16 protein-coding genes are annotated in these 20,723 nt (G+C 40.8%); 4 read left to right on the top strand and 12 right to left on the bottom strand.

Annotated features, from left to right (window positions below; translation table 11 throughout):
- Nucleotides 1-292 precede the first annotated feature (292 nt).
- From G7Y42_RS12260 to G7Y42_RS12210, 11 genes are all read right to left on the bottom strand, one after another.
- A complete protein-coding gene (locus G7Y42_RS12260; protein ID WP_165006222.1) occupies nt 293-1,609 on the bottom strand; it encodes a glycosyl hydrolase family 28 protein in 1,317 nt (438 codons plus the stop codon).
- Nucleotides 1,610-1,621: 12 nt separating this feature from the next.
- The gene (locus tag G7Y42_RS12255; RefSeq protein WP_165006220.1) at nt 1,622-3,037 is read right to left on the bottom strand and encodes a glycoside-pentoside-hexuronide (GPH):cation symporter; all 1,416 of its coding nucleotides are present in this window, start codon (nt 3,035-3,037) and stop codon (nt 1,622-1,624) included.
- Between the two features lie 225 nt (nt 3,038-3,262).
- Nucleotides 3,263-4,846 carry a glycoside hydrolase family 43 protein gene (locus G7Y42_RS12250; protein ID WP_165006218.1) on the bottom strand — a complete coding sequence of 528 codons (1,584 nt, stop codon included), beginning with the start codon at nt 4,844-4,846 and terminating at the stop codon, nt 3,263-3,265.
- Between the two features lie 3 nt (nt 4,847-4,849).
- Nucleotides 4,850-5,260, bottom strand: coding sequence for a DUF4064 domain-containing protein (locus G7Y42_RS12245; protein WP_165006217.1), 411 nt, complete (start codon nt 5,258-5,260; stop codon nt 4,850-4,852).
- Between the two features lie 14 nt (nt 5,261-5,274).
- On the bottom strand, nt 5,275-6,177 hold the full coding sequence (locus G7Y42_RS12240) for a pectinesterase family protein (RefSeq protein WP_165006214.1): 903 nt from the start codon (nt 6,175-6,177) through the stop codon (nt 5,275-5,277).
- A 1-nt stretch (nt 6,178) separates the two neighbouring features.
- Entirely contained in the window at nt 6,179-7,057 is an 879-nt protein-coding gene (locus G7Y42_RS12235; protein WP_165006212.1) for a prolyl oligopeptidase family serine peptidase, read from the bottom strand.
- Nucleotides 7,044-8,381, bottom strand: a complete 1,338-nt coding sequence (locus G7Y42_RS12230) for a glycoside hydrolase family 28 protein (RefSeq protein WP_165006210.1) — start codon at nt 8,379-8,381, stop codon at nt 7,044-7,046. Before G7Y42_RS12230 ends, G7Y42_RS12235 begins: the two co-directional genes overlap by 14 nt.
- Nucleotides 8,381-9,484: a glycoside hydrolase family 88 protein gene (locus G7Y42_RS12225; RefSeq protein WP_165006209.1), complete on the bottom strand. Its 1,104-nt coding sequence runs from the start codon at nt 9,482-9,484 to the stop codon at nt 8,381-8,383. The genes G7Y42_RS12230 and G7Y42_RS12225 overlap by 1 nt, the downstream gene beginning before the upstream one ends.
- Before the next feature lie 71 nt (nt 9,485-9,555).
- On the bottom strand, nt 9,556-11,061 hold the full coding sequence (locus G7Y42_RS12220) for an extracellular solute-binding protein (RefSeq protein ID WP_165006207.1): 1,506 nt from the start codon (nt 11,059-11,061) through the stop codon (nt 9,556-9,558).
- Nucleotides 11,027-11,719: a DUF624 domain-containing protein gene (locus G7Y42_RS12215; protein ID WP_165006205.1), complete on the bottom strand. Its 693-nt coding sequence runs from the start codon at nt 11,717-11,719 to the stop codon at nt 11,027-11,029. The genes G7Y42_RS12220 and G7Y42_RS12215 overlap by 35 nt, the downstream gene beginning before the upstream one ends.
- A gap of 20 nt (nt 11,720-11,739) precedes the next feature.
- Nucleotides 11,740-12,714, bottom strand: coding sequence for a sugar ABC transporter permease (locus tag G7Y42_RS12210; RefSeq protein ID WP_165006202.1), 975 nt, complete (start codon nt 12,712-12,714; stop codon nt 11,740-11,742).
- A gap of 301 nt (nt 12,715-13,015) precedes the next feature.
- On the opposite strand from G7Y42_RS12210, the gene G7Y42_RS12205 reads away from it, so the two are divergent.
- Complete coding sequence (locus G7Y42_RS12205; protein WP_165006200.1) at nt 13,016-13,888, top strand: carbohydrate ABC transporter permease; 873 nt, start codon at nt 13,016-13,018, stop codon at nt 13,886-13,888.
- Nucleotides 13,889-14,226: 338 nt separating this feature from the next.
- Here G7Y42_RS12205 and G7Y42_RS12200 read toward each other — a convergent pair whose 3' ends face one another.
- The gene (locus G7Y42_RS12200) at nt 14,227-16,425 is read right to left on the bottom strand and encodes a response regulator transcription factor (RefSeq protein WP_165006198.1); all 2,199 of its coding nucleotides are present in this window, start codon (nt 16,423-16,425) and stop codon (nt 14,227-14,229) included.
- A gap of 226 nt (nt 16,426-16,651) precedes the next feature.
- On the opposite strand from G7Y42_RS12200, the gene G7Y42_RS12195 reads away from it, so the two are divergent.
- The 3 genes from G7Y42_RS12195 (at nt 16,652) to G7Y42_RS12185 (ending at nt 20,714) form a co-directional block, all read left to right on the top strand.
- Nucleotides 16,652-17,668 (top strand): LacI family DNA-binding transcriptional regulator, encoded by a 1,017-nt coding sequence (locus tag G7Y42_RS12195; RefSeq protein ID WP_165006196.1) that lies wholly within the window; start codon nt 16,652-16,654, stop codon nt 17,666-17,668.
- Between the two features lie 126 nt (nt 17,669-17,794).
- Nucleotides 17,795-19,216, top strand: coding sequence for a tagaturonate reductase (locus G7Y42_RS12190; RefSeq protein WP_165006194.1), 1,422 nt, complete (start codon nt 17,795-17,797; stop codon nt 19,214-19,216).
- On the top strand, nt 19,209-20,714 hold the full coding sequence (locus G7Y42_RS12185; protein WP_165006192.1) for an altronate dehydratase family protein: 1,506 nt from the start codon (nt 19,209-19,211) through the stop codon (nt 20,712-20,714). Before G7Y42_RS12190 ends, G7Y42_RS12185 begins: the two co-directional genes overlap by 8 nt.
- The last annotated feature ends 9 nt before the right edge of the window (nt 20,715-20,723 follow it).

The raw sequence follows: 20,723 nt of genomic DNA, 5'->3' as shown, positions 1-20,723 counted from the left end.
TTTTTTAAAAGTTTTTTTCGATCTCGCTTAGCGAAATCTTTCAGCAACTCATTTATCATAACTCATCGTTTGTTATTTGTCAAGAACTTTTTTGAAGTTTTTCTTGATGGAATCAAGCTTTATTCAACGTCCTCTTCAAACGACTTAGTTATCTTATCATGTTGAAAAGTAATTGTCAATGATTATTTCAAATAAATTCAACATCATTTTTCTGTTTCAGCAACGTTGTTTACTTTATCATTAAAAAAAAGAATGGTCAAGCTAAAATTTAAATTTAGCTTGACCTTATTTTTTATCGATTATCGAAAAAATCGTTTTGTTTGTTGTTCCCCTCTTCAATTGATACCATGACATGCTCTAACTTCAAATTTTTAACTGCTTCTATTCGTCCGAATTCTTTTGCAGTGATGTTGCAGTTTTCTATAACGATGTTTTCCATTGGTTTTTCTGCAAATGCTACAAAATCGAACGCCCTAGAAGGAAGTGAATACTCTGGCGTTTGTATCGCGATGACATTGTTGATTTTTATGTCTTTCACTTTTGTCATTTGTCGTTCTTCAGAAATCTGTTCTGCCACTGCTTGCCAGCTTTCTGACAACTGCTCATTCTCAGGTAGTGTTTTTCTATTATATGCATTATGCCAATCCATTATCCACGAAAATGGAAATTGGACATCTTGCATTGTCAGGTTTTCTACTCGAATATTTTCGATTACTCCACCACGCTCTTTTGATGACTTCATTCGAAAACCACAGTCAGAATTTTTAAAATCGATGTCATGGATATGAACATCTTCTATTCCTGCACTTACCTCACTTCCAATCGTGATCCCATAACCTGATCGGATTTGACAATGATCGATTTCGATTCCTCGTGATTTCCGATCCACTCTTGCTCCGTTCCCGTCTCTTCCAGATTTGATTGCGATACAGTCATCTCCACAGGCTAGATCGCAACGCGTAATATGGACATTCGAAGAGGAATCGATATCAATACCATCTGTACTCGGTCCGTCATTTTCACGAATCACAATATGATCGACTAAAACATCCTGAGAATACGTAATCTGAAGGTTCCAAAAACCTGAATGTTGGAATAATACATCTTTGATCGTGATATTTTTTGATTCGTAGATTAAGCAGGCACGTGGTCGTTTAATCGCGTAATCTGCGATCCAGCGCAGTCCTTTCTGATCGTATTCTGCTCTCTTACCACTTTTCTTGTCTTTCCCCCAATAAAGGTTCCACCAATATTCTCCTTGACAGTCGATGATTCCTTTTCCTTCTATTATGATGTCGTTTACCGAAAGTGCATTCAGCAAAGCGGCTGGCCACTTCATTTCTATCCCGGCGACTCTCGTTGGAATCTCTGGGAATGCTTGGAGGTCCGTCATACCTTTCAGCACTGCCCCTTCTTCAAAGATAAGATGACTTTTTTCTCGTAGAAACAGCGAACCTACTAAATAAGTACCTTTAGGGATCAGTACGCAAGCATTCGATTTCGCTGCTTGATCGATTGCTTGTTGGATCATCATTGTATCGCGGTGTGGATTAGTAGTATCTGATTGGTAATCTAACACATTGATTTGGACTTTTTCTTTTACAGACAACCGTCATTCTCCTCAGCTATTGATTTTTTTCAATTCTTCGCCGATAAATACTGTTTTTTCTCTGTTCAAAGGATAACCTATCAGCAAAATGATTGCTGAAACGAATAAGCAAAAAGCTGGAAGCAAATTAGCCATAGTATAAATTCTTTCTTGGACTATCATGGATTGGATGGCACCGCCTGATGTAGAGGATTGATACCCGATCAATGCGAGCATAAATCCGCCAACTGCTCCGGCACATGCTTGTCCAACTTTTCGGGCGAATGAATTAACACCATAGACCGTTCCATCTTCTCTTAGTCCAGTAGTGTATTGATGGTAATCAATAACATCAGTGATGAATGCCCAGACCATCAAATTGAACAATCCTGAACCTAATGTCGCAATAAACAAAAGGATCAGATAAACCCATGCATTCGTGATATGAAGGAAATACATCAATAAGTACATCGCTGAAGAGGCAAGCAAAGCAAAGACACTCGCTTCTTTCTTACCAAACCATTTTGTCAGCATCGTCGCAAAAGGAGCTAAAACAACTACTGTGCCGTAAGTAAACAGCAGCGCAATAGACATCGCTTGTTTGTTATGGAAATAATCATTGAATAGATACGTCATATTCGTTCCAGCTAAGATTTGATTGATAACGATGAAAATATCGACAATGACTAAAATGATCAAGGCGCGATTTGCTAGTAATCCTTTGACTAACTGCGAGGCAGAGACCTTCTCATTTTTTTCTACTCTTACGCGCTCTGTTGCTAATTTACAAGTTAAGATATAGGCAATAAATGCGATAGCTGCACAACCAATCGAGATCCAAAAGAAGTGTTGCCCTGAAACGACTTGTTGCCCGTGATTGTTGTGGGTGTACATTAAAATCGGAATAAAAAATCCTGTGGTAGACCCACCGATAGCGGAACCGATACTTCTGAAAGTCGATAAAGAAGTTCGATCATTCGGATTCGAACTGATAGCTGCTGCCATTGCTCCGTACGGAATATTGATTGTCGAAAGAAAAATACCATACACAATATAAGAAACAAAAATATAAATAATCTTCATCATCATAGGAAGATGCTGGACGAATGGCAAAAACAAAATGATCGTTGCCAAACAAAACGGATATTTCATCCGACGAATCCAAGGACTGAAACGCCCTACCTCTGTAAGTTTAGAAACATCACATAATCTCCCAACTGTCACGTCTGCAAACGCATCCAGTATTCTAGAGACTAAAAACAGCGTGCCCACAATTGCTCCCGATACACCTAAGACATTTGTATAATAAATCATCAAGAAACTGTTAACCAATCCTAAAATAAAACAATTGCCTAAATCACCAAACATGTACCCGATTTTATCTGCTAGACCGAATGGCTTTTTTTCTTTTTCTGCTTTGACTGCTGTAACAATATTTTGTGAAAGCATGTTTATCCCTCCTAAGTACATCAGTAAACGTTTTCAAAAGTATAACTCTTTTTATTTTGTTTTTAAATTCACAATCTTGACTTTTTATTGCACTTTCTTGACACTAAAAAAACACTAAAAGCCCAAAAAACCTTATAAACAAAGAGAAAAACAAGTTTTACATAACTATTTATTTAGATAAAAAAATCACTAACCATCCAAAATGGTTAGTGATTCGTCGGTATTTCATCTCAAATCAGCTGATCGATCATCTTTTCCGATATACTCAAAAAATTCAAAATCTGCATAGCTTCCTTGTTTTTTACTTACATCATGAACTGCTATCCCTACGAAACCACCAGTAAAGCCGCCTGAAAGAAAGCATCTGTTTTTTTCATTTCCTGCTGGTTGCCATGTTTTTGCATTCTCTTCTTTTAGATAGAATTGTACACTTTCTTTACATACTTCTACTTTTAAATATGTTTTTTTATCTAAGAGACGTATTTTCCAGGGATCAAGGTGTATCTCACCGTTTTCTGATTGGATCAACCGTAAGCATTTCCCGTAATTTTCATCCCAAGTCACATAACAGTAAATATAATTTGATTCGTTCAAGTATAGTGTGAGTCCTGCCATTTGATTGAAATTGTTCGGAGAGTATTCAAACGCAGTCTGAGCCTCGAAAGAAAAATCTGTCTGTCGAATCGCTAACAGGTGATGATCGAATACTGACTGGATCGACTCACCAGATATAAGTCGCAAGAAGCCTCGGCGACTTTGAGTATCACACCAGGATGGATCCGGGAGTATTCGTCGGGCGTTCCAATTCGGAAGCAGTTTTCCCTCAAAGTCATCGCAAAAAGAATGATCGAACTGCTGTTTTACTTCTTCGATCGTTTCAATCGTCACTTCTTCCATCGGTGAACGTCCACTGTCTTTCAGACGCAGCCAATTATCTTTTGTCCAATACACTTCTTGGATTGCTGTTTCTCTTCCTAAAACAGCAGCGCCGTTGAGCGGCCTTGTACAAAGATACGCCATATACCACTTCCCGGAATCAGTTTGGATCAAGCTGCCATGTCCTGTACATTGTAATGGCGAATCCGGTTTATCACTCGCTGTCAACATTGGAAAATCAGGATCAAGTTCATAAGGTCCGATGATGTTTTTACTGCGGCAGACAGTGACCGAATGCCCTGTTCCCGTCCCACCTTCAGCGGTGATCAAATAATAATAACCATTTCGATAATAAAGATGGGGAGCTTCTGTTTTTGCTAGTTCCGTCCCAGCAAATATCTTGTAAATCGGTCCTGCTAATTCTTTTTTCACTGGATCATATTCCTGCAGGACAATTCCTGCAGATTTATTCGGCGTGGTCATCCGATAATCCCATAGTTCATTGACTAGCCATTTCTTCTTGGTATTTGGATCGTGGAACAACGACGGATCAAACCCGTTGCTATTCAAGTAAACTGGCTCTGACCAAGGACCTGTGATATTTTTTGCTGTAATCAAATAGTTATGCGCATCTTTGAATGGCCGTTCTACACTTTTTACATCCGTATAAATCAAATAAAACATACCTTCTGCATAACTGATCTGAGGCGCCCATATACTTCCATTCGTCGGATTTCCTTGCAACGATACTTGAGTAGTCAAAATATCCGTTTGATGCGTCCAGTTCACTAGATCCTCAGAGGTATAGATACGAACGCCTGGAAGCCATTCAAAAGAAGAAACAGCCATGTAATATCTGCCATTCGCTTTTAAAATATTGGGGTCTGGATTGAATCCTCTTAAAATAGGATTACGTACTTTCGAAGCAAACATGATTTATGATTCCTTTCTCAGTCTTATTCGATAGAAACTCAGCGCACCTGCTAGAAAATAAAAGAAAGCAAATGGGAATGCGATAAATTGCGTACCGATCAACAAAACCGCCCCTGTCAAAAAGTACAGTCCCGTCGCTGCAGGCAAATATCGCTCTTTCGCAGACAAAAACAGTGCGATCACAAGCAAAATCAGCGAAATAAACAACACGACCGCAAACAATCCTGTCATATCCTTTAACATTTGAAAAGTTTTTTCTAATGATAAACCCGCTGTTTCCAGTGATAAAGATTGATAACTGTTTTTAAAATCTGACGCTGTCATATTACGTAACGTCACAGCCAGACCTCCGAAAAAAACTAGAGAGAGGATTCCTCCGATCGCTCCTAGCAGTACTTCCCATTTTCTTTTCATCTTTCTTTCACCTCTTACATTTCTATAGATACCCAAGATGGACGATGGACCTCACCAGAATAACGATTGTGGATTTCAACAAATACAGCTGTTTTTTCATTTTCCTCGTTTCCCCAGTTATCCCAGCCATCTGGATGGATATGATTGCCTATTTCACATTGTTCAAATACCGTTTTTGCGAACGGACGCCAAGGTCTTCCTAAGTAAACATCTGACGTTCCTTCCTCACCTGTTAGCTGGCAGCGACGAAAGATATAGCCGTTTTTTTGATCTCTAGGCGTAGAAGCAGCTGTGATATATCCAGGTTTTCTACTCGCTAAACTACGGATCTGACACTCAACAAAATAAGCCTCTGCTCCACCAAAAATAAAATCAACGGTTCCTTCGATCAGGCAATTGTCATAGATTTGCTTGCAATACACAGGATTTTCAGAAGCTGGCGTAACAAAAGTCGTACCATCTTTTTGTAGTGCAGGAAGCGGCCCCGTGCATAACGTATCCTGATGGCCTGTTAAACGGCAGTTTTTCACATGGACTTGATTTCCTGAATTGTATAAAGCAACTGCTTGCCCTACTTTTTCACCCGGTCCTGCGGTATTTACGATATGAAGGTTTTCTAAAGAGACCATCGTCCCTTCTAAGAAAAACACAGCTGAACGAAAAGTTCCTCTTTTGGTGCCGTCTGCAAGTATTTGCCTCGCAGACCTGTTGCCAGTGATCTTGACTTTGCCCAAACCAATCATCGAAAAATTAGACAATCGGCTTTCAATCGTCTCGTTATAGACACCTTCTTTTACGAACATCGTTTTTACCTGTTCCTGAGGGAGAGAAGAAAAATAATCGATTCCTTCTTTAATTGTTTCGAAATCGGTCGTTTCTCCTAAAGTTTTCTTGCCAATGTAGATTACTTTTTTCATATTACAAATACTCCTTCAAAAAAAGTTTCCAGATCGACCGCATTTCTTGCGTTTCCATGTGCCCGCCTGTCAACGAGCAAGACACAAATCTCTCCGGATAGCCTTTTTTCGCGTAGCTAGCGGCTAGCCCTGCTCGCAGCTTCTCCACTCCTTCATCTAGGCACATCGTATCGTTTTTCCCTACCAGACTAAGACGTGGCCGCGGCGCGATTTTTTCTTGAATCGCTAACGTCGTATATTCCGTCAGCAAATTGGGGACGTAGTAATAAAATCCATGATGATCCAGACGGCGATGTTCCATGAGTGTTTCAATATCTACTTGGGCTGCTAGATCGATACAGACTTTGATTCTAGGATCAAGAGCGCTTGCCCACCAGCTCAATAGACCACCCATAGATAATCCGATGGTTGCGATCCGTTTTGTATCGATGTCTTCTCTTGTCTCTAAATAATCGATCAGACTCATCACATCAAATAAGCGCATCCCCCACAGCGTTTTTCCTGTCAGCAAGAACTGTTTGTATAACTCACTTTCGGAGATACCGCCACGCTCTTCAAATCCCCATGAATCAATTGACCAGACTGCGTATCCCATTTTTGTCAACGTCTCAGCAAATGAAGGAGCCGCTAAATAAGCGGCACCTTTCGTCACTTCACTTTTGCCAATTGAAAAATCTCCTCCGTGAGAATGGAGGTAAAGAACCACTGGAAATGGTCCTTCTTTTTCCGGAAAAGCATAGATTGCTGGTACAGATTCGAGATCATTCAGCTGCAATTGGTAAGAATCGACAATATAACCGTCATGTTTCTCTCTTGCCAAATGTTTTCCGCTGGGTTGGCTTATTCGGGAAGACGAACCTAAAAAATCACTCAGCTGCATACGCGAATTTCTTATGCACAATCAATTCTTCTGGCTGATCTGATTGTGATGAACTTAAGTTTTCAATCGTGACCTGGTCTGTATTTTCCAATAAGAACGCGGGACTTTCGTGATTCTCGATAGAAATCTGACGGAAGGAAACAGCTTTAGAAAAACCGATATAAAATCCTTGTCGGCTCATTTCTTCAAGACCGGTCATCATTGCCGGTATACCAGGTACTGCATCTTTTGCCATCGAAATAGCGATATTGTCAAAGGTCACTTCCTGGATGAATTGTTCAGCTAACCCGTAAATGAATCCAGCTGAAGCATGAACATTTCTTGCCGTAATATCTGAGAAATGGATCCTTCTGAATGCAGGCGTGCGTTCATCAACTGGATAAGCCGTCTTTTCCCACACATAAGGTTCTTTGCCGCGTGGTCCGCAGAAATAATAAAGATTCAAGATAAATGGACACATGACATTGTCCATCACGATATTGCTGACTCGAACATCTTCTACTATTCCCCCACGCCCGCGACGAGATTTGAATCGAATGCCACGATCAGTTTCTTGGAATACACAATTCGAGATCACTACATTACGGATATCACCGCTCATCTCGCTTCCTAATACAACACCTCCATGTCCATGGACCATCGTGCAATTCGTGATCGTGATGTTTTCACACGAAACCCGCTCATACGTATCTTCAGTTCCTGCTTTGATCGCGATACAGTCGTCCCCGACATCGATATGACAATTACTGATGCGCACATTTTTGCAGGATTCCGGGTCAATACCATCCGTATTCGGCGAATCTGCTGGATTTAAGATCGTCAAGTTATCAAATGTAGCATTGCTGCAAAGGATCGGATTGATCGTCCAGCTTGGCGATTGGGTCAGCTTGATATCCTTTACTGTAATACGGTGACAATTATGGAAACTGATCAGCTTAGGACGAGGATAGGCTAATTTCTCAGGTTCGTTTCTAAACGTATGCCACCATTTTTTTCCATTACCGTCCAATGTCCCAAATCCAGTGACTGAAATATTTTCTTCATTTTGTGCGTACAAACAAGAAGCATAAACTTTTCGATGGACACCTTCCCACCGAGAATGGACCACAGGATAATCATTCGGATCATCTGAAAATTTCAGAACAGCGCCCGCTGACAAATGAAGTTCCACATTGCTTTTCAAAAACAAAGCTCCTGTCAAAAATTCTCCACTCGGAACGACGACTTTCCCTCCGCCTTCTTTTGCCGCTGTATCAATGGCTTGCTGGATTGCTTCTGTGTTCAGCTGATCTGTTGATGCTCCAAAAGTCAAAATATCATACATTACGATAGCGCCTCCACTTCGACTAGTGCTTGCAGGAATGCTCCCACACCTTTTTGGTCATTACAAATAATCGGTTCACTGATGTAATAGGCATAAGAGCCGTCTCGCTGTTCTGCGCCACCTAGCCCTGCAACTTGACAGTTTTTATTTAGATTCAGCCAACCTTCTTTTGTTTCCAAAACGAATTCATCGAATAGTCCTTGATGCGATTTCTTGACTTGTTCGAGCCAATCTGTCCCGAGCATACCTAAACGAATCCCTTTTGCCATGGCATAGACGAACATACTGCTGCCAGATGCTTCTAAGTAATTTCCTTTACGCTTCGTTTCAGTTGTCACCTGATACCAAGTCCCGCTGTTTTCTTCCTGATATGGAAGCAGCGCTGTCAACGTGGTCGTAACGATTTCTTTAAGTAGTGAACAATCTGCTTCCTCATGAAGCAATTCATACGTATCCACTGCTGCCATCAGGTACCAGCCGATCGAGCGACTCCAGAAATGGTGAGATAATCCTGTTTCAGGATCTGCCCATGGCTGCACTTTTTTCTCGTCCCAGGCATGGATCGGCAGCTTCGTTTTCGGATCTAGAAGATGCCGATAACTGATTTCAAATTGACGTAGCACATCTTGATAGTCTTTCTTTTCACCAAACATCTGGATAAATTCTGCATAAAAAGGCGAGCCCATATACAAGCCGTCAAGCCAAATCTGATAAGGATAGATTTCTTTATGCCAAAAAGCACCTTCAGAAGTGCGTGGATGATTTGCTAGCTGCTGCGAAAGGAGTTCTGCTGCTTTTTTATATTTTTCTTCACCTGTTTCCCTGTAGAGCACGAAGAACAATTTTCCTGTGTTCACATGATCGATGTTGAATTCTTCTACATTGTATCCGCGAATCGACCCGTCTTCCTGAACGAAATAATCTATATTCTCCTTGATGAATTCAAGGTATACTTTTTCTTGTGTCTGTTCCCATAAAAGCTGGAATCCTTTCAATACTACTCCGTAATCATAAGACCATTTGCCGTTATACCATTTTTCTTCATATAAATGCGGTGTTCTTTCCATAATGCTTTTTGCTAGTTTCCGTGATTGTTTTTCCATTACCTAATCTCCTTTGCAAGTTAAGACTTGGGACAAATACCGTCAGATATTTGCCCCAAGAGTTTCTCTTATTATTGTGCTGCTTTGTATGCTGCTTCGTATTCCTTGGTGATCTGATCTCCTCCTTGTGCTTTCCAGTCCTGCACAGCTTTCTTGAAGCCTTCCTCGTCCGTTTGCCCCATGATATACTGAACAGTTGCATCAATGATGATTTTTTCGATCTCTGAACCCACTTCGTTATTTCTTTCAGAATCTAATGGTACAGATGGATCTAATACTGCAAATTCTTCGTTTTCTTTCACTAACTGATTAGATAATTCTTTGTCAGGATCAGCATCTTTGAATGAGAAGGTGGTTTCACTAGGTCTCGAGCTTGATAATGGCTGTACATCTTGCTGCCATAGATCCATGTCGAGGTACTTCATAGAACCGTCATCTTGAAGTTCATAATGTGTCCCTTCGATACCTCCAGTCATCAGTCTGTAAATATCTTCTTCCAAAAGATCGTCAACGAATTGCAACACTCGCTTCAATTGCGCTTCGTCTTTGATCGATGATTTAGGGAATGCTAACAAACCGCCGACACCGTTTCCTTCTGACCAGACGTGGTAATCTCCGCCTTCACCATCAGAGATCTTATTGACTGGCACCAGTTCCATCCCTTCTTGGATACCTTCTCCCATCGTTTTCAAGTTCTTGATGTCGATCATTCCAGTGTAGATACCTGTTTTTCCTTGGGCAAACTGTTCTTGCTGATCGGTTTTTTGAGTTACTGCGAAGTCTTGCGCCAAATAACCGTTTTCAAACAAATCTCTTGAGAAATTCAATGCCTTCATATATTCTTCGGTATCAAATTCCGGTGTGAATTTTCCGTTATCATCTACTGCCCAGCCATTCGGTGCACCAAAATAGGAGGTGAACAATTTGAAACTAGTGTAACGGATATCACTCGGCGCACGATCACCGAATCCAACTGTGTCATCTACGCCATTACCATCTGGATCGTTTTCCGTAAATTGCTTCGCTACTTCATAGAGTTCATCCATTGTAGTCGGTACTTCTAACCCTAGATTGTCCAGCCAGTCTTTTCGAATAACTAACCCTGCACGTGCATAGTCTTTTTGCATCGGTACACCATAAAGTGCACCATCAATACTAGCTGCTACGATTCGATCCTCCGAAATCTTACTCAAGTTTTTGTAATCTTTCAGATATTCTGATACATCCCAAAAAACGCCAGATTTCAATGCATTCCGCACAGAAGAATTTTTCAGCATAGCGATCTGCAAGGTAACGATATCACCTAACTCATTCGATGCTAATGCTGTCGTAAGCCTTTCTTCTTTAGATGCATCTGGAATCCATTTGAATTCAAGTTCCGTATCCGTTTTTTCTTCGATCAAATCAACGATCACGTCTGTCGGAGGGGATGCTGTATGCAAGATATTCATCCATGTGATTTTAGTTTTCCCGTCCTCTGTTTCTGACGAACTGTTGTTAGCACTACTACCGCATGCGGCCAAGGCAAAAATTCCGGCGAAACTAAGACCTAATTTTACGAGCGTTGCTTTTTTCATAAATCTTCTCCTTTACTAATTGAATTATTTTTTTGTTCTCTTCTGTTTTTTCTATATAAGAGTTCTTCCATTCTAAACGGTAAAATATCTGGTTAGCCGTCCAGGTCACCGCGAAAAAGAAGAAACTACCTCCCATAAAAGTTAATACACCAGGCATTATTTGAAAAATAACTAAATAAATACCTGCCAAGCTCACCATCAGCACCAATGAATAATGAAGCTGGGAAAATCCGAACAAGAAGGCCATTTTTATTTTGAAAAAATAGCCTTTCCAGTTGTAATGAGCCATGATTGGAAAAATATAAAGCGCTGAAAGCAGATAAAGAAAAGCGACAGCTAGCAATGCCATTCTGAGATACCAGTTATGAACAAATGAAAGATCGACAAACAAAATGACCCCGACTATCCCATAAATCCAACTCATAAAGAGCGTTTCACGATAACTTTCCTTGAAATATGCAAAATAAGTTTTAGTAAGCGGGAAGGATTCTTCAGAACGCAGCTGCTTTCTGATCACTGCAACCATTGCATAAGTAGCCGGCCCAAAGGTGAAGACCCCCAGACCTGCAATGACTAAACCGCCCCACAGAAAATTCAAATAAACCAACTGCAAAATACGATTCAACCGATTGTTGATTCTATCTAATGACTGCAGCATATCTTTACCCCTTTCTCAGCTTAGTAAACGCCGTCTTCTCCTAGTTTTTTCGCGATTTTGTTGGCTATCACAACCATGAACAAACCTACGACCCCTTTGAACAGTCCCATAGCTGTACTGAAACTCAACTGCCCATTTTTTAGACCTGCTGTATAAATGTATGTGTCAAAAATCTCAGCCACGCTTCGGTTCAATGAATTCAGTAATAGATACATATGCTCAAATCCAAGATCTAATGTTTGTCCGATTTTCAATATCAGCAAGGTGATAATCACTGGCCGGATAGCAGGCAAAGTCACATGCCAGGTTTTTCTCAATCGTCCAGCGCCGTCCATTTCAGCCGCTTCATACAATTGTGTATCTACTGCCGTAATAGCCGAAAGATAGATGATCGTTGACCAGCCCAATTCTTTCCAGATTACTTGTCCGATATAAACCGTTCTTGTCCATTGTGGAGAGGTCAGGAAACTGATCTTTTCGAACCCGTTGTTTGCCAAGAATTCGTTCAATACCCCACCATCTACATTCAAGAAGACATAAGTGATCGAAACGATGATTACCCATGACATGAAATGAGGGATATAAATGATCGTCTGGATCCCATTTTTCAGACGTTTGCTGGTCACTTCATTTAATAGAAGAGATAAAATGATCGGCATCGGGAAAAACACGAAAATATTAAGGCCGAATAGGATCAGCGTATTCCTCAATAAGGTAAAGAAAGTCGGTTCAGTAAACAAGCGGATAAAATGCTTGAGACCTACCCATGGACTTCCCAAAATCCCTAGATAAGGCTGATAATCCTGGAATGCAATGACCAGTCCGCCCATTGGAAGGTACTTGAAAATCACAAAATAAAGTATCCCCGGCAGAATCATTACATATAGAAACTTGTTCGTTTTGATTCCTGCAATTGTTTTTTTTCGTTTTCTTATCTTTTCTTCTTCTTTCGTCAGTGTTAATTTAAATGGTTCCTGTTTTTTTACACTTTCCATAAAGCCCCTCCTTGTTTTGTGAATATTTTTGCTTATGTATTTATCTTAAATAATCACTCGAATTACGTATATAATCATTTTAACTGTAGCGTAAAACGCTTACACTACAATGTTTTTTATATTCTTGCTAGAGAAAAGATAATTCCTTCACAATAAAAATACGCAAATATATCCAGCTGATTTTTTTCTTTTTTTCGCTATTTCGATTACCTAAAAAATGATTATATACGTAATTTTCTACAAATGATAAATTTGGCATATACACCACATGAACATTTATTTTAAGGAGGAGTTTGTTTATATGAAAAAGAAAGTCTCTATTGGAGAAAGAAGTTTTAATATCATCAACATAACGTTTTTAGTATTGCTGGCTTTGATTTGTATTGTTCCCTTTTTAAACATCATTGCTACATCCTTTGCTTCAACACAAGAAGTCGTTGCGAAAAAATTTATTCTTTTCCCTACTACGTTTTCTTTAGATGCTTATCGTTATATTTTGTCCACACCAACTATTTTTAGAGCACTTGCTGTTTCTATCGGTGTCACAGGTGTCGGCACGATCGTGAGTATGTGTGTAACTTCCTTGATGGCTTACGGATTATCTAGGAAATATTTGTTTGGACGCGGATTTATCAATTTCCTAGTAGTGTTCTCTATGCTGTTCAGTGGCGGAATGATCCCGACTTTCTTGGTCGTACGTTCACTTGGTCTAGTCAATTCTTACTGGGCAATGATCCTGCCAGTCGCTGTCAATGCAATGAACATGATCATCATGAGGAACTTTTTCCAAGCATTGCCAGATAGTTTAGAAGAATCAGCAAAAATGGATGGCTGTACAGATTTTGGTGTCTTTTTCAAAATCATGCTGCCGCTTGCGCTGCCATCTATTGCGACCATCTCTCTCTTCTACGCTGTGACTTACTGGAATACGTATATGACTGCGATCTTGTATATCAATGATTCTTCCAAATGGCCGATCCAAATCCTGCTTCGTCAAATTGTCATCGTTTCCAGCGGGATGCAGGCAGAAAGTAGCTCGGTTGATGTGATTCCGCCAGCACAAACGATCAAAATGGCTGTTATCGTCATTGCAACTGTCCCAATGCTGATTGCTTATCCTTTTGTTCAAAAATATTTTGTCAAAGGGGCACTCGTGGGATCTGTCAAAGGGTAATGATGTAGTGATTAAAAATAGAGGAAGCTGTGACAAAAATCTTGTCACAGCTTCTTTTTCCGAATAAACGGTGTTCCAATTGCTGCTTTTCGGTAATAAGCTCACTGAACAAGAAAATATGAGGAGCTATTTTCTGTTCAGTGTCCTTATTCCTTAAAGCAGAACGCAGTTGTCACGACCTCTGATTCACGGTGTTCAAGAGACAGCCTATCGGCAATAAGACACGATTTTGTAAAACATGGGAAGCTATTTTTCAAAATCGCTTCTTATCGCTCAAGGCTGAACGTCTCTTTCACAACCTCCTTTCTTTATACAACTGTCGGATCACGATTTTTTGCCTACGAATATCGTTTTCGATATTCTCCAGGTGTTACCTCTTCTTTCTTTTTGAAAAATCGGATAAAGTTTTGCGGGTTTCGATATTTCAAGCGTTCTGCAATTTCTTTCACCGAGAGATTCGTTTCTCTCAACCATTTCTTCGCTACTTCCAAACGATGGTTCTGCACGAAATCCCCGAAATTTTCACCGGTCTCTTTTTTGAATACACTACTCAAATAATTGGGATTATAATGTAGCCGGTCTGCAATGACATCCAAAGACAGGTCCCGATCATATTCATTGTAGATGATGTGCATGATGTTTTCGGACAGGGTCTTGAATTCCTGATCTGTGATTTCTTGAGAACAGCGAGTGATTGGTAAAACCAATTGATTTAAAATCAGTTTCTCCAATTCTTTAGGATGATAATTGTTCAATGCTTTCATATATATCTGCTTCATGTTTTCAAAATTTTTCGAATCTACACCAAGTAGTTGCCCTAACTGGACCAGTTCATTGATCAATCGTATCGATACCACTTCACGACTCAGCGGATTTTTATTTTGCTTGAACACAGCTTCTATCAGTTCGTGAGTTTGCTGCTGCACCTCCTGATTTCCTGAACGTATGGCTTCGAATAGCCTATTTTGTTCTTCCACTGGATATCGGATCAGGGATTTTTCATGCTCAGCCGGTACGATCTCTTGATAAAAAATAATGGAATTAGGTCCTGTATTCACCCGGTAATACAAAGCTTCCTTCGCCCGGTCCACCGATAACTTGCTCTCATTCAATGTATCAAATTGATTACTGATACCAATGCTGACATTCAGTTTCAAATATTCCTTGATCGTTTTCTGGATCTTTCGACAGTAGGCCATTACTTTTTTGCTGGCATCTGGGTCGTCTTTGTCCATTCGATAGATCGTCGCCTGCATCTCTTCATTTAATACGATAGGGATCATACGGTTTTCTTCTGGTACGATCTCTGTGATGATATTGTTGATTGCTAAAAGCAGGAGATCCCGTTCCCCGCCATGACTATCTTCTAATAAATCAATTTGGACCAGCGCCGTATAATAACAATTATTTTGCGAACTGTAGCCGAATTGCTGCAGTCGCTGATCCAGTTCACGTTTTTCCACACGGTTCCTGAACAGACTAAGAACGAACAGCGTTTCAAGCTGCGGCTTTTGTGTCACTAGATGGGCACTCAAGGTTTCCTTTTCTCCAATGATCTGACTGACAGATTGAGCGACGACATCTAACTCTTTTCCGCTGAATCCTCGTGATTTGAGATTAAGGCGTTCTTGTATTTGTGAGATCGGGCGCGCGAATCGTTCTGACAAAGAGTACGCTAAGATCCCGACAAGCCCGATCAATGTAACAGATACTGCGAATAATCCGATCCTTAGATTCCTGATCATTTTCCCGACTGGTGCTTGATCGACCGCTAAGCTATAGATCCAATTGTTGTAATCGGATTTTAAGAGTACGTAATTTTTACCATTTTCATTTATGATTTTCGGCTGGTTATATTCTAACGAACGATTTCCCGCTGTAACGGGCATTTTTTCGCTGTTTTGTTCCCCATTGCTAAATAGTTTCCCTTCACTGTTTTCGATTGAAAAAATATCCTCGCCGTTCTGGTCCGTCATTTGATTGATCGTGTAATCATCGATCATCGCGATACCTAATGCGTATTTTTCCTTTTCAAACATGGGTAACGTGATGATCATTTCGATTCCCTTATCTTTTTTCTTCCAGAATAAATTATTTTTGCTTTCTATGTATTTCTGCCGATATGCTTCAACTTCTTCATCTTCCAGCTGGTTCAGCGAGCCGTTCACTACGCCCCATTTACCAGCTAGACTGATTAGATCGTAGTTATTGTCATCCATCACAATCGTCTCAATAAAATTAAGCTCTTTTCTGATTTCTGAATAAACCGGATAATCGGTATAGGTCAGAGGCTTCGTAAAAATATCTGAAAAGTTCTTTGTCGCCCCATAGGTTGAAAATGAATACTCGATCGTACGAATTTTCCATTCAATATTGGTCTTTATCTGCTTCAACAGGCTTTTTTTATCAAATAAATAGTTCGACTCGATGGCTTCATAGGTGGTTTTATAAATAAATAAACCAAAGCCTGTGACCAACACAGTCCCCAGTAAAAACATCGGTAAAAATATTTTATAGAACACGCTGCTTTTCTTCATTTTCTCCCTCTTTCCTGAAAATAAAAGGCTTACAATTGTCTGTAAAACTGATACCAATCTAAACTAATGAGTATCTTTCCCTTTTAAGAATAGCATAAGTTACTTTAAAATTCCAAGTAATTTTTAACGTGTGCATGGTTGTTCCGTCAATGTTCTATTGACTTATTCCAGTTATCATAATATGATGAATGCGTTAACAAATGTAAATAGCAAGGAAAATGATAAGATGGTCACAATTAAAGATATTGCCAAAGCTGCTGGAGTCTCACATACTACTGTCTCTCGCGCATTAAATAACAGCAGTCTTATAAAAAACGAAACAAAACGGAAAATCCAGGAGATAGCAAAAGAATTGGACTATGTACCTAATTACAGCGCGAAAGGTCTAGTCAATCAAAAAAAATATTTGATTGGTCTCTTCTTTTCTAGTATGCGTAAAGGGACTAGCTCCAGTTTTTTAGCAGATTCGATCTCAGGTATCCATGAGGCTTTAGATGTAAACTACAGCCTTTCTGTCGAAAGCATCGATACCGTCGTTCTTTCGGAACTAAATCTTCAGCGCTACGATGGTGTCCTCGTCATGAGCCAAAGCGATGAAGATCAGCATTTTATCGACTATTTGAGAGAAAAAAAATGTCCATTCGTCGTCGTCAATCGTCATATCGAAGATCCGGATATCCCTAATGTCGTTGCCGATGATGCTGCAGGCGTAACTGAAGCCATCGATTATGGGATCAGTTTAGGCCACAGAAAGATTGCCTATATCGGCGGGAAAGAAAATTTCCGATCAACAAATGAACGGAAAAAAGGTGTCCTGTCCAGTTTGAAAAAGGCAGGTCTTCCTATAAACGATGCGTTCTTTCTAACTGGCGATTATACACTGGAAAGCGGTCTGCATAATATGAATCAATTACTGTCTCTACCTGAATTACCGACTCTTGTTTTCTGCGGGAATGATGATACAGCGATCGGAGCATTAAGAGCCATTCGTATAGCCGGCCTTCATGTCCCACAAACGATCTCGCTGATCGGGTTCGATGATTCACCAGTCGTATCGTATCTCAATCCTCCGCTTACGACTGTTCATAAGCCGCTCAAGCAAATGTGCGAACAAGCTACCTTCTTATTGCTGTCATTGATTGGAGGAGAATCAGTCGATCAAAAGAAAATCCAGCTTTCTACAACTCTCAAGATACGTGAATCAGTCAAAACAGTAATGGAAAACAAAAATAAACGCATTTAATTTCGAAGAGTAAAACCAGGTACCTCTTTTTTGGGACGATACGATTCGAATTAAAAAAAGATTACGTTTTACGTAATCTCTATAAAAAAATGTTAACGTGTGCATAACACAGAAAGGAAGTCCTATATGAAAAAATTAAACAGTGAATTAGTGAAAAAGAATGATGCGCCTGTGAAGATCCTCCAATTCGGCGAGGGAAATTTCATGCGCGGATTCGTGGATTGGCAAATCCAGCAGTTGAATGACAAAAACCTTTTTCACGGGAATGTAGCGATCGTGCAGCCGCTGGAAAAAGGGCTTGGCGAGATGCTAGCCCAACAAGATCATTTATATACAGTGATCCTTCAGGGGCTGATCGATGGAAAAATCGTGGATACTTCTGAAATCATCACTGTCGTGGACCAAACGATCAATCCTTATCATGAATGGGCATCGTTCCTTTCCTTAGCTGAAAACGATGAACTAACCTATATTGTTTCGAATACAACTGAAGCAGGGATCCAATATGTGGAGACCGATGAACGAAAGGACACCCCGCCGCAAAGTTTCCCTGGCAAACTGACCGCTTTCTTATATCACCGATACGAATTGAAGAAACCTGGTCTCACGATCATCCCTTGTGAATTGATCGATCGTAACGGCGAACGTTTGAAAGAAATCATTTTACGCTATGCAGAAAAATGGGAACTCGGTGCTTCTTTTAACGAATGGCTTCTTGCTGAGAACACCTTCTGCTGCAGCCTAGTTGACCGAATCGTTCCCGGTTACCCTAGAGAAGATGCTGAGTCCTTTAACGAGCGTCACGGCTACGTCGATCAGCTGATGGTCAAAGCAGAGCCGTTCATGCTTTGGGTGATTGAAGGCCCGAAATCATTGGCGCAAGAACTGCCATTTGAAAAGGCGGGGCTCAATGTAGTGATCACAGATGATATGACCCCTTATCGCGAGCGGAAAGTCCATCTGCTGAATGGTCCTCATACGGCAATGGTCCCTCTAGCGATGCTTTCAGGACTTGAAACTGTCGAGGAAGTGATGAAAGATCAATTATTCTCCGGCTATATCGATCAACTTTTCGCAACCGAATTGATCCCGATGCTTTCATTGCCGGAAGAAGAATTGGCCGCTTATGCCGATCAGATCAAGGAGCGTTTTTTGAATCCGTTCGCTCACCATAAATTAGAAGCGATTTCATTGAACAGTATTTCAAAATTCAGTACCCGTCTACTTCCTGTCTTCCATAAATATATCGAAGAGAAGGAGACGATCCCGCCACTGATGGCCGTTTCACTTGCTGCCTTGTTGCTGATGTACCGTGGGGACCAGATCCAGCCACATGACGATGAAGCGATCCTTACACGTTTTGCAGCTGCTTGGTCTGAACCTGAAACAGCTATTCCTACACTTCTGAAAGATTCTGAGCTTTGGGGAAGAGATTTGTCAGATATACCGGATCTTACTCACACTATTACAGAAATGACTGCTGCGATCGACAAAAAAGGCGTCCGCCAAGTCTTGCAGGAAATGAAAGGAACGATGGTCTATGCTTGACACACTGCAATCCACACCGATCATGAAACTGAACCCAAGAGATAGCGTCGCTGTGGCGTTGTCTCCTCTTCCAAAAGAGACTCAAATCGTCATCGATCAGCAATCAGTCACTTTATTAGAAGACATTCCGCAAGGCCACAAAATCGCGTTGGCTGGACTGAAAAAAGGAGAAAACGTCATCAAGTATGGCTATCCGATCGGACACGTGACTGAAGATGTTCATGCCGGTCAATGGCTGCATACACACAACGTCAAGACCAATCTCTCTGGTGAACTGGATTATCGTTACGAAAAGGATGTCCACCCTGTACATTACCCTGTAGAGAACCGGACGTTCCAAGGTTATTTGCGTGAAAATGGAAAAGTCGGTATTCGAAATGATCTTTTTCTGATCCCCACTGTCGGTTGCGTAAACGGAATTGCGGAATTGATCGTAAAAGAATTCAAAGCAAAACATCCTGATCTAGGACCTTTTGACCATGTGACGATTCTAAAGCATCCTTATGGCTGTTCGCAGCTTGGGAAAGATCATCAAAATACACGTGAAATCTTAGCAGATGCTGTCAGTCACCCCAATGCTGGAGGAGTCCTAGTCTTCGGGCTTGGCTGTGAAAACAATACTGTTCCAGAATTCAAAAAAGCATTGGGCAGCTTTGATGAACAACGCGTGAAATTCTTAGTCGCTCAGGAAGTCTATGATGAAGTAGAAAACGGCGTGGCTTTATTGGAAGAACTTTTGGATGCTGCAAAAGAGGATCAGCGTGTCCCCGTTCCTCTCTCGAAATTGAACGTGGGCCTGAAATGCGGTGGTTCAGATGGCCTGTCAGGTATTACTGCCAATCCTTTGCTCGGTGCTTTTTCAGATTACCTGATCTCGCAAGGAGGCAGCACGATCTTGACAGAAGTTCCGGAAATGTTTGGTGCAGAACAGGTATTGATGGCACGCGCCGAAAATAAAGAGGTGTTTGATTCGATCGTTCACTTGATCAATGACTTCAAACAATACTTCTTGTCTTACGGGGAACCTGTTTATGAAAACCCCTCCCCAGGAAATAAGGCAGGTGGAATCACCACTTTAGAGGATAAATCATTAGGCTGTACGCAAAAATCAGGTAGTTCTCCTGTGGTGGATGTCCTTCAATATGGTGAGAAACTCCGTAAATCAGGTCTCAGCCTGCTGCAAGCTCCTGGAAATGATCTGGTCGCCGCTTCTGCACTCGCTTCTTCTGACTGCCAGCTTGTTTTGTTTACTACAGGAAGAGGTACGCCATTTGGATCTTATGTGCCGACTGTCAAAGTAGCGACGAATCATACGCTATTCGAACGCAAAGGTCACTGGATGGATTTTGATGCAGGCACTCTTTTGAACCAGCCGATGGAAAAGGTCCTAGAAGAATTCATCCAAAAGATCATTGCCGTTGCAAGCGGCGAAGAAACAAAAAATGAACAAAATGATGTTAGGGAAATCGCTATTTTTAAAAACGGTGTGACATTGTAATCTCAATGT

This window comes from Enterococcus sp. ZJ1622 (assembly GCF_011038845.1).
GTDB lineage: Bacteria > Bacillota > Bacilli > Lactobacillales > Enterococcaceae > Enterococcus_B.
This window is presented reverse-complemented; position numbering and strand designations above follow the sequence as displayed.

What these genes read in the sequence shown, in the direction of transcription:
- G7Y42_RS12185 (WP_165006192.1), top strand. Translation starts at nt 19,209, where the DNA reads ATGCTTGACACACTGCAATCCACACCGATCATGAAACTGAACCCAAGA.
- G7Y42_RS12235 (WP_165006212.1), bottom strand. Translation starts at nt 7,057, where the DNA reads ATGCAGCTGAGTGATTTTTTAGGTTCGTCTTCCCGAATAAGCCAACCC.
- G7Y42_RS12215 (WP_165006205.1), bottom strand. Translation starts at nt 11,719, where the DNA reads ATGCTGCAGTCATTAGATAGAATCAACAATCGGTTGAATCGTATTTTG.
- G7Y42_RS12225 (WP_165006209.1), bottom strand. Translation starts at nt 9,484, where the DNA reads ATGGAAAAACAATCACGGAAACTAGCAAAAAGCATTATGGAAAGAACA.
- G7Y42_RS12205 (WP_165006200.1), top strand. Translation starts at nt 13,016, where the DNA reads ATGAAAAAGAAAGTCTCTATTGGAGAAAGAAGTTTTAATATCATCAAC.
- G7Y42_RS12230 (WP_165006210.1), bottom strand. Translation starts at nt 8,381, where the DNA reads ATGTATGATATTTTGACTTTTGGAGCATCAACAGATCAGCTGAACACA.
- G7Y42_RS12210 (WP_165006202.1), bottom strand. Translation starts at nt 12,714, where the DNA reads ATGGAAAGTGTAAAAAAACAGGAACCATTTAAATTAACACTGACGAAA.
- G7Y42_RS12250 (WP_165006218.1), bottom strand. Translation starts at nt 4,846, where the DNA reads ATGTTTGCTTCGAAAGTACGTAATCCTATTTTAAGAGGATTCAATCCA.
- G7Y42_RS12195 (WP_165006196.1), top strand. Translation starts at nt 16,652, where the DNA reads ATGGTCACAATTAAAGATATTGCCAAAGCTGCTGGAGTCTCACATACT.
- G7Y42_RS12220 (WP_165006207.1), bottom strand. Translation starts at nt 11,061, where the DNA reads ATGAAAAAAGCAACGCTCGTAAAATTAGGTCTTAGTTTCGCCGGAATT.
- G7Y42_RS12200 (WP_165006198.1), bottom strand. Translation starts at nt 16,425, where the DNA reads ATGAAGAAAAGCAGCGTGTTCTATAAAATATTTTTACCGATGTTTTTA.
- G7Y42_RS12190 (WP_165006194.1), top strand. Translation starts at nt 17,795, where the DNA reads ATGAAAAAATTAAACAGTGAATTAGTGAAAAAGAATGATGCGCCTGTG.
- G7Y42_RS12255 (WP_165006220.1), bottom strand. Translation starts at nt 3,037, where the DNA reads ATGCTTTCACAAAATATTGTTACAGCAGTCAAAGCAGAAAAAGAAAAA.
- G7Y42_RS12240 (WP_165006214.1), bottom strand. Translation starts at nt 6,177, where the DNA reads ATGAAAAAAGTAATCTACATTGGCAAGAAAACTTTAGGAGAAACGACC.
- G7Y42_RS12245 (WP_165006217.1), bottom strand. Translation starts at nt 5,260, where the DNA reads ATGAAAAGAAAATGGGAAGTACTGCTAGGAGCGATCGGAGGAATCCTC.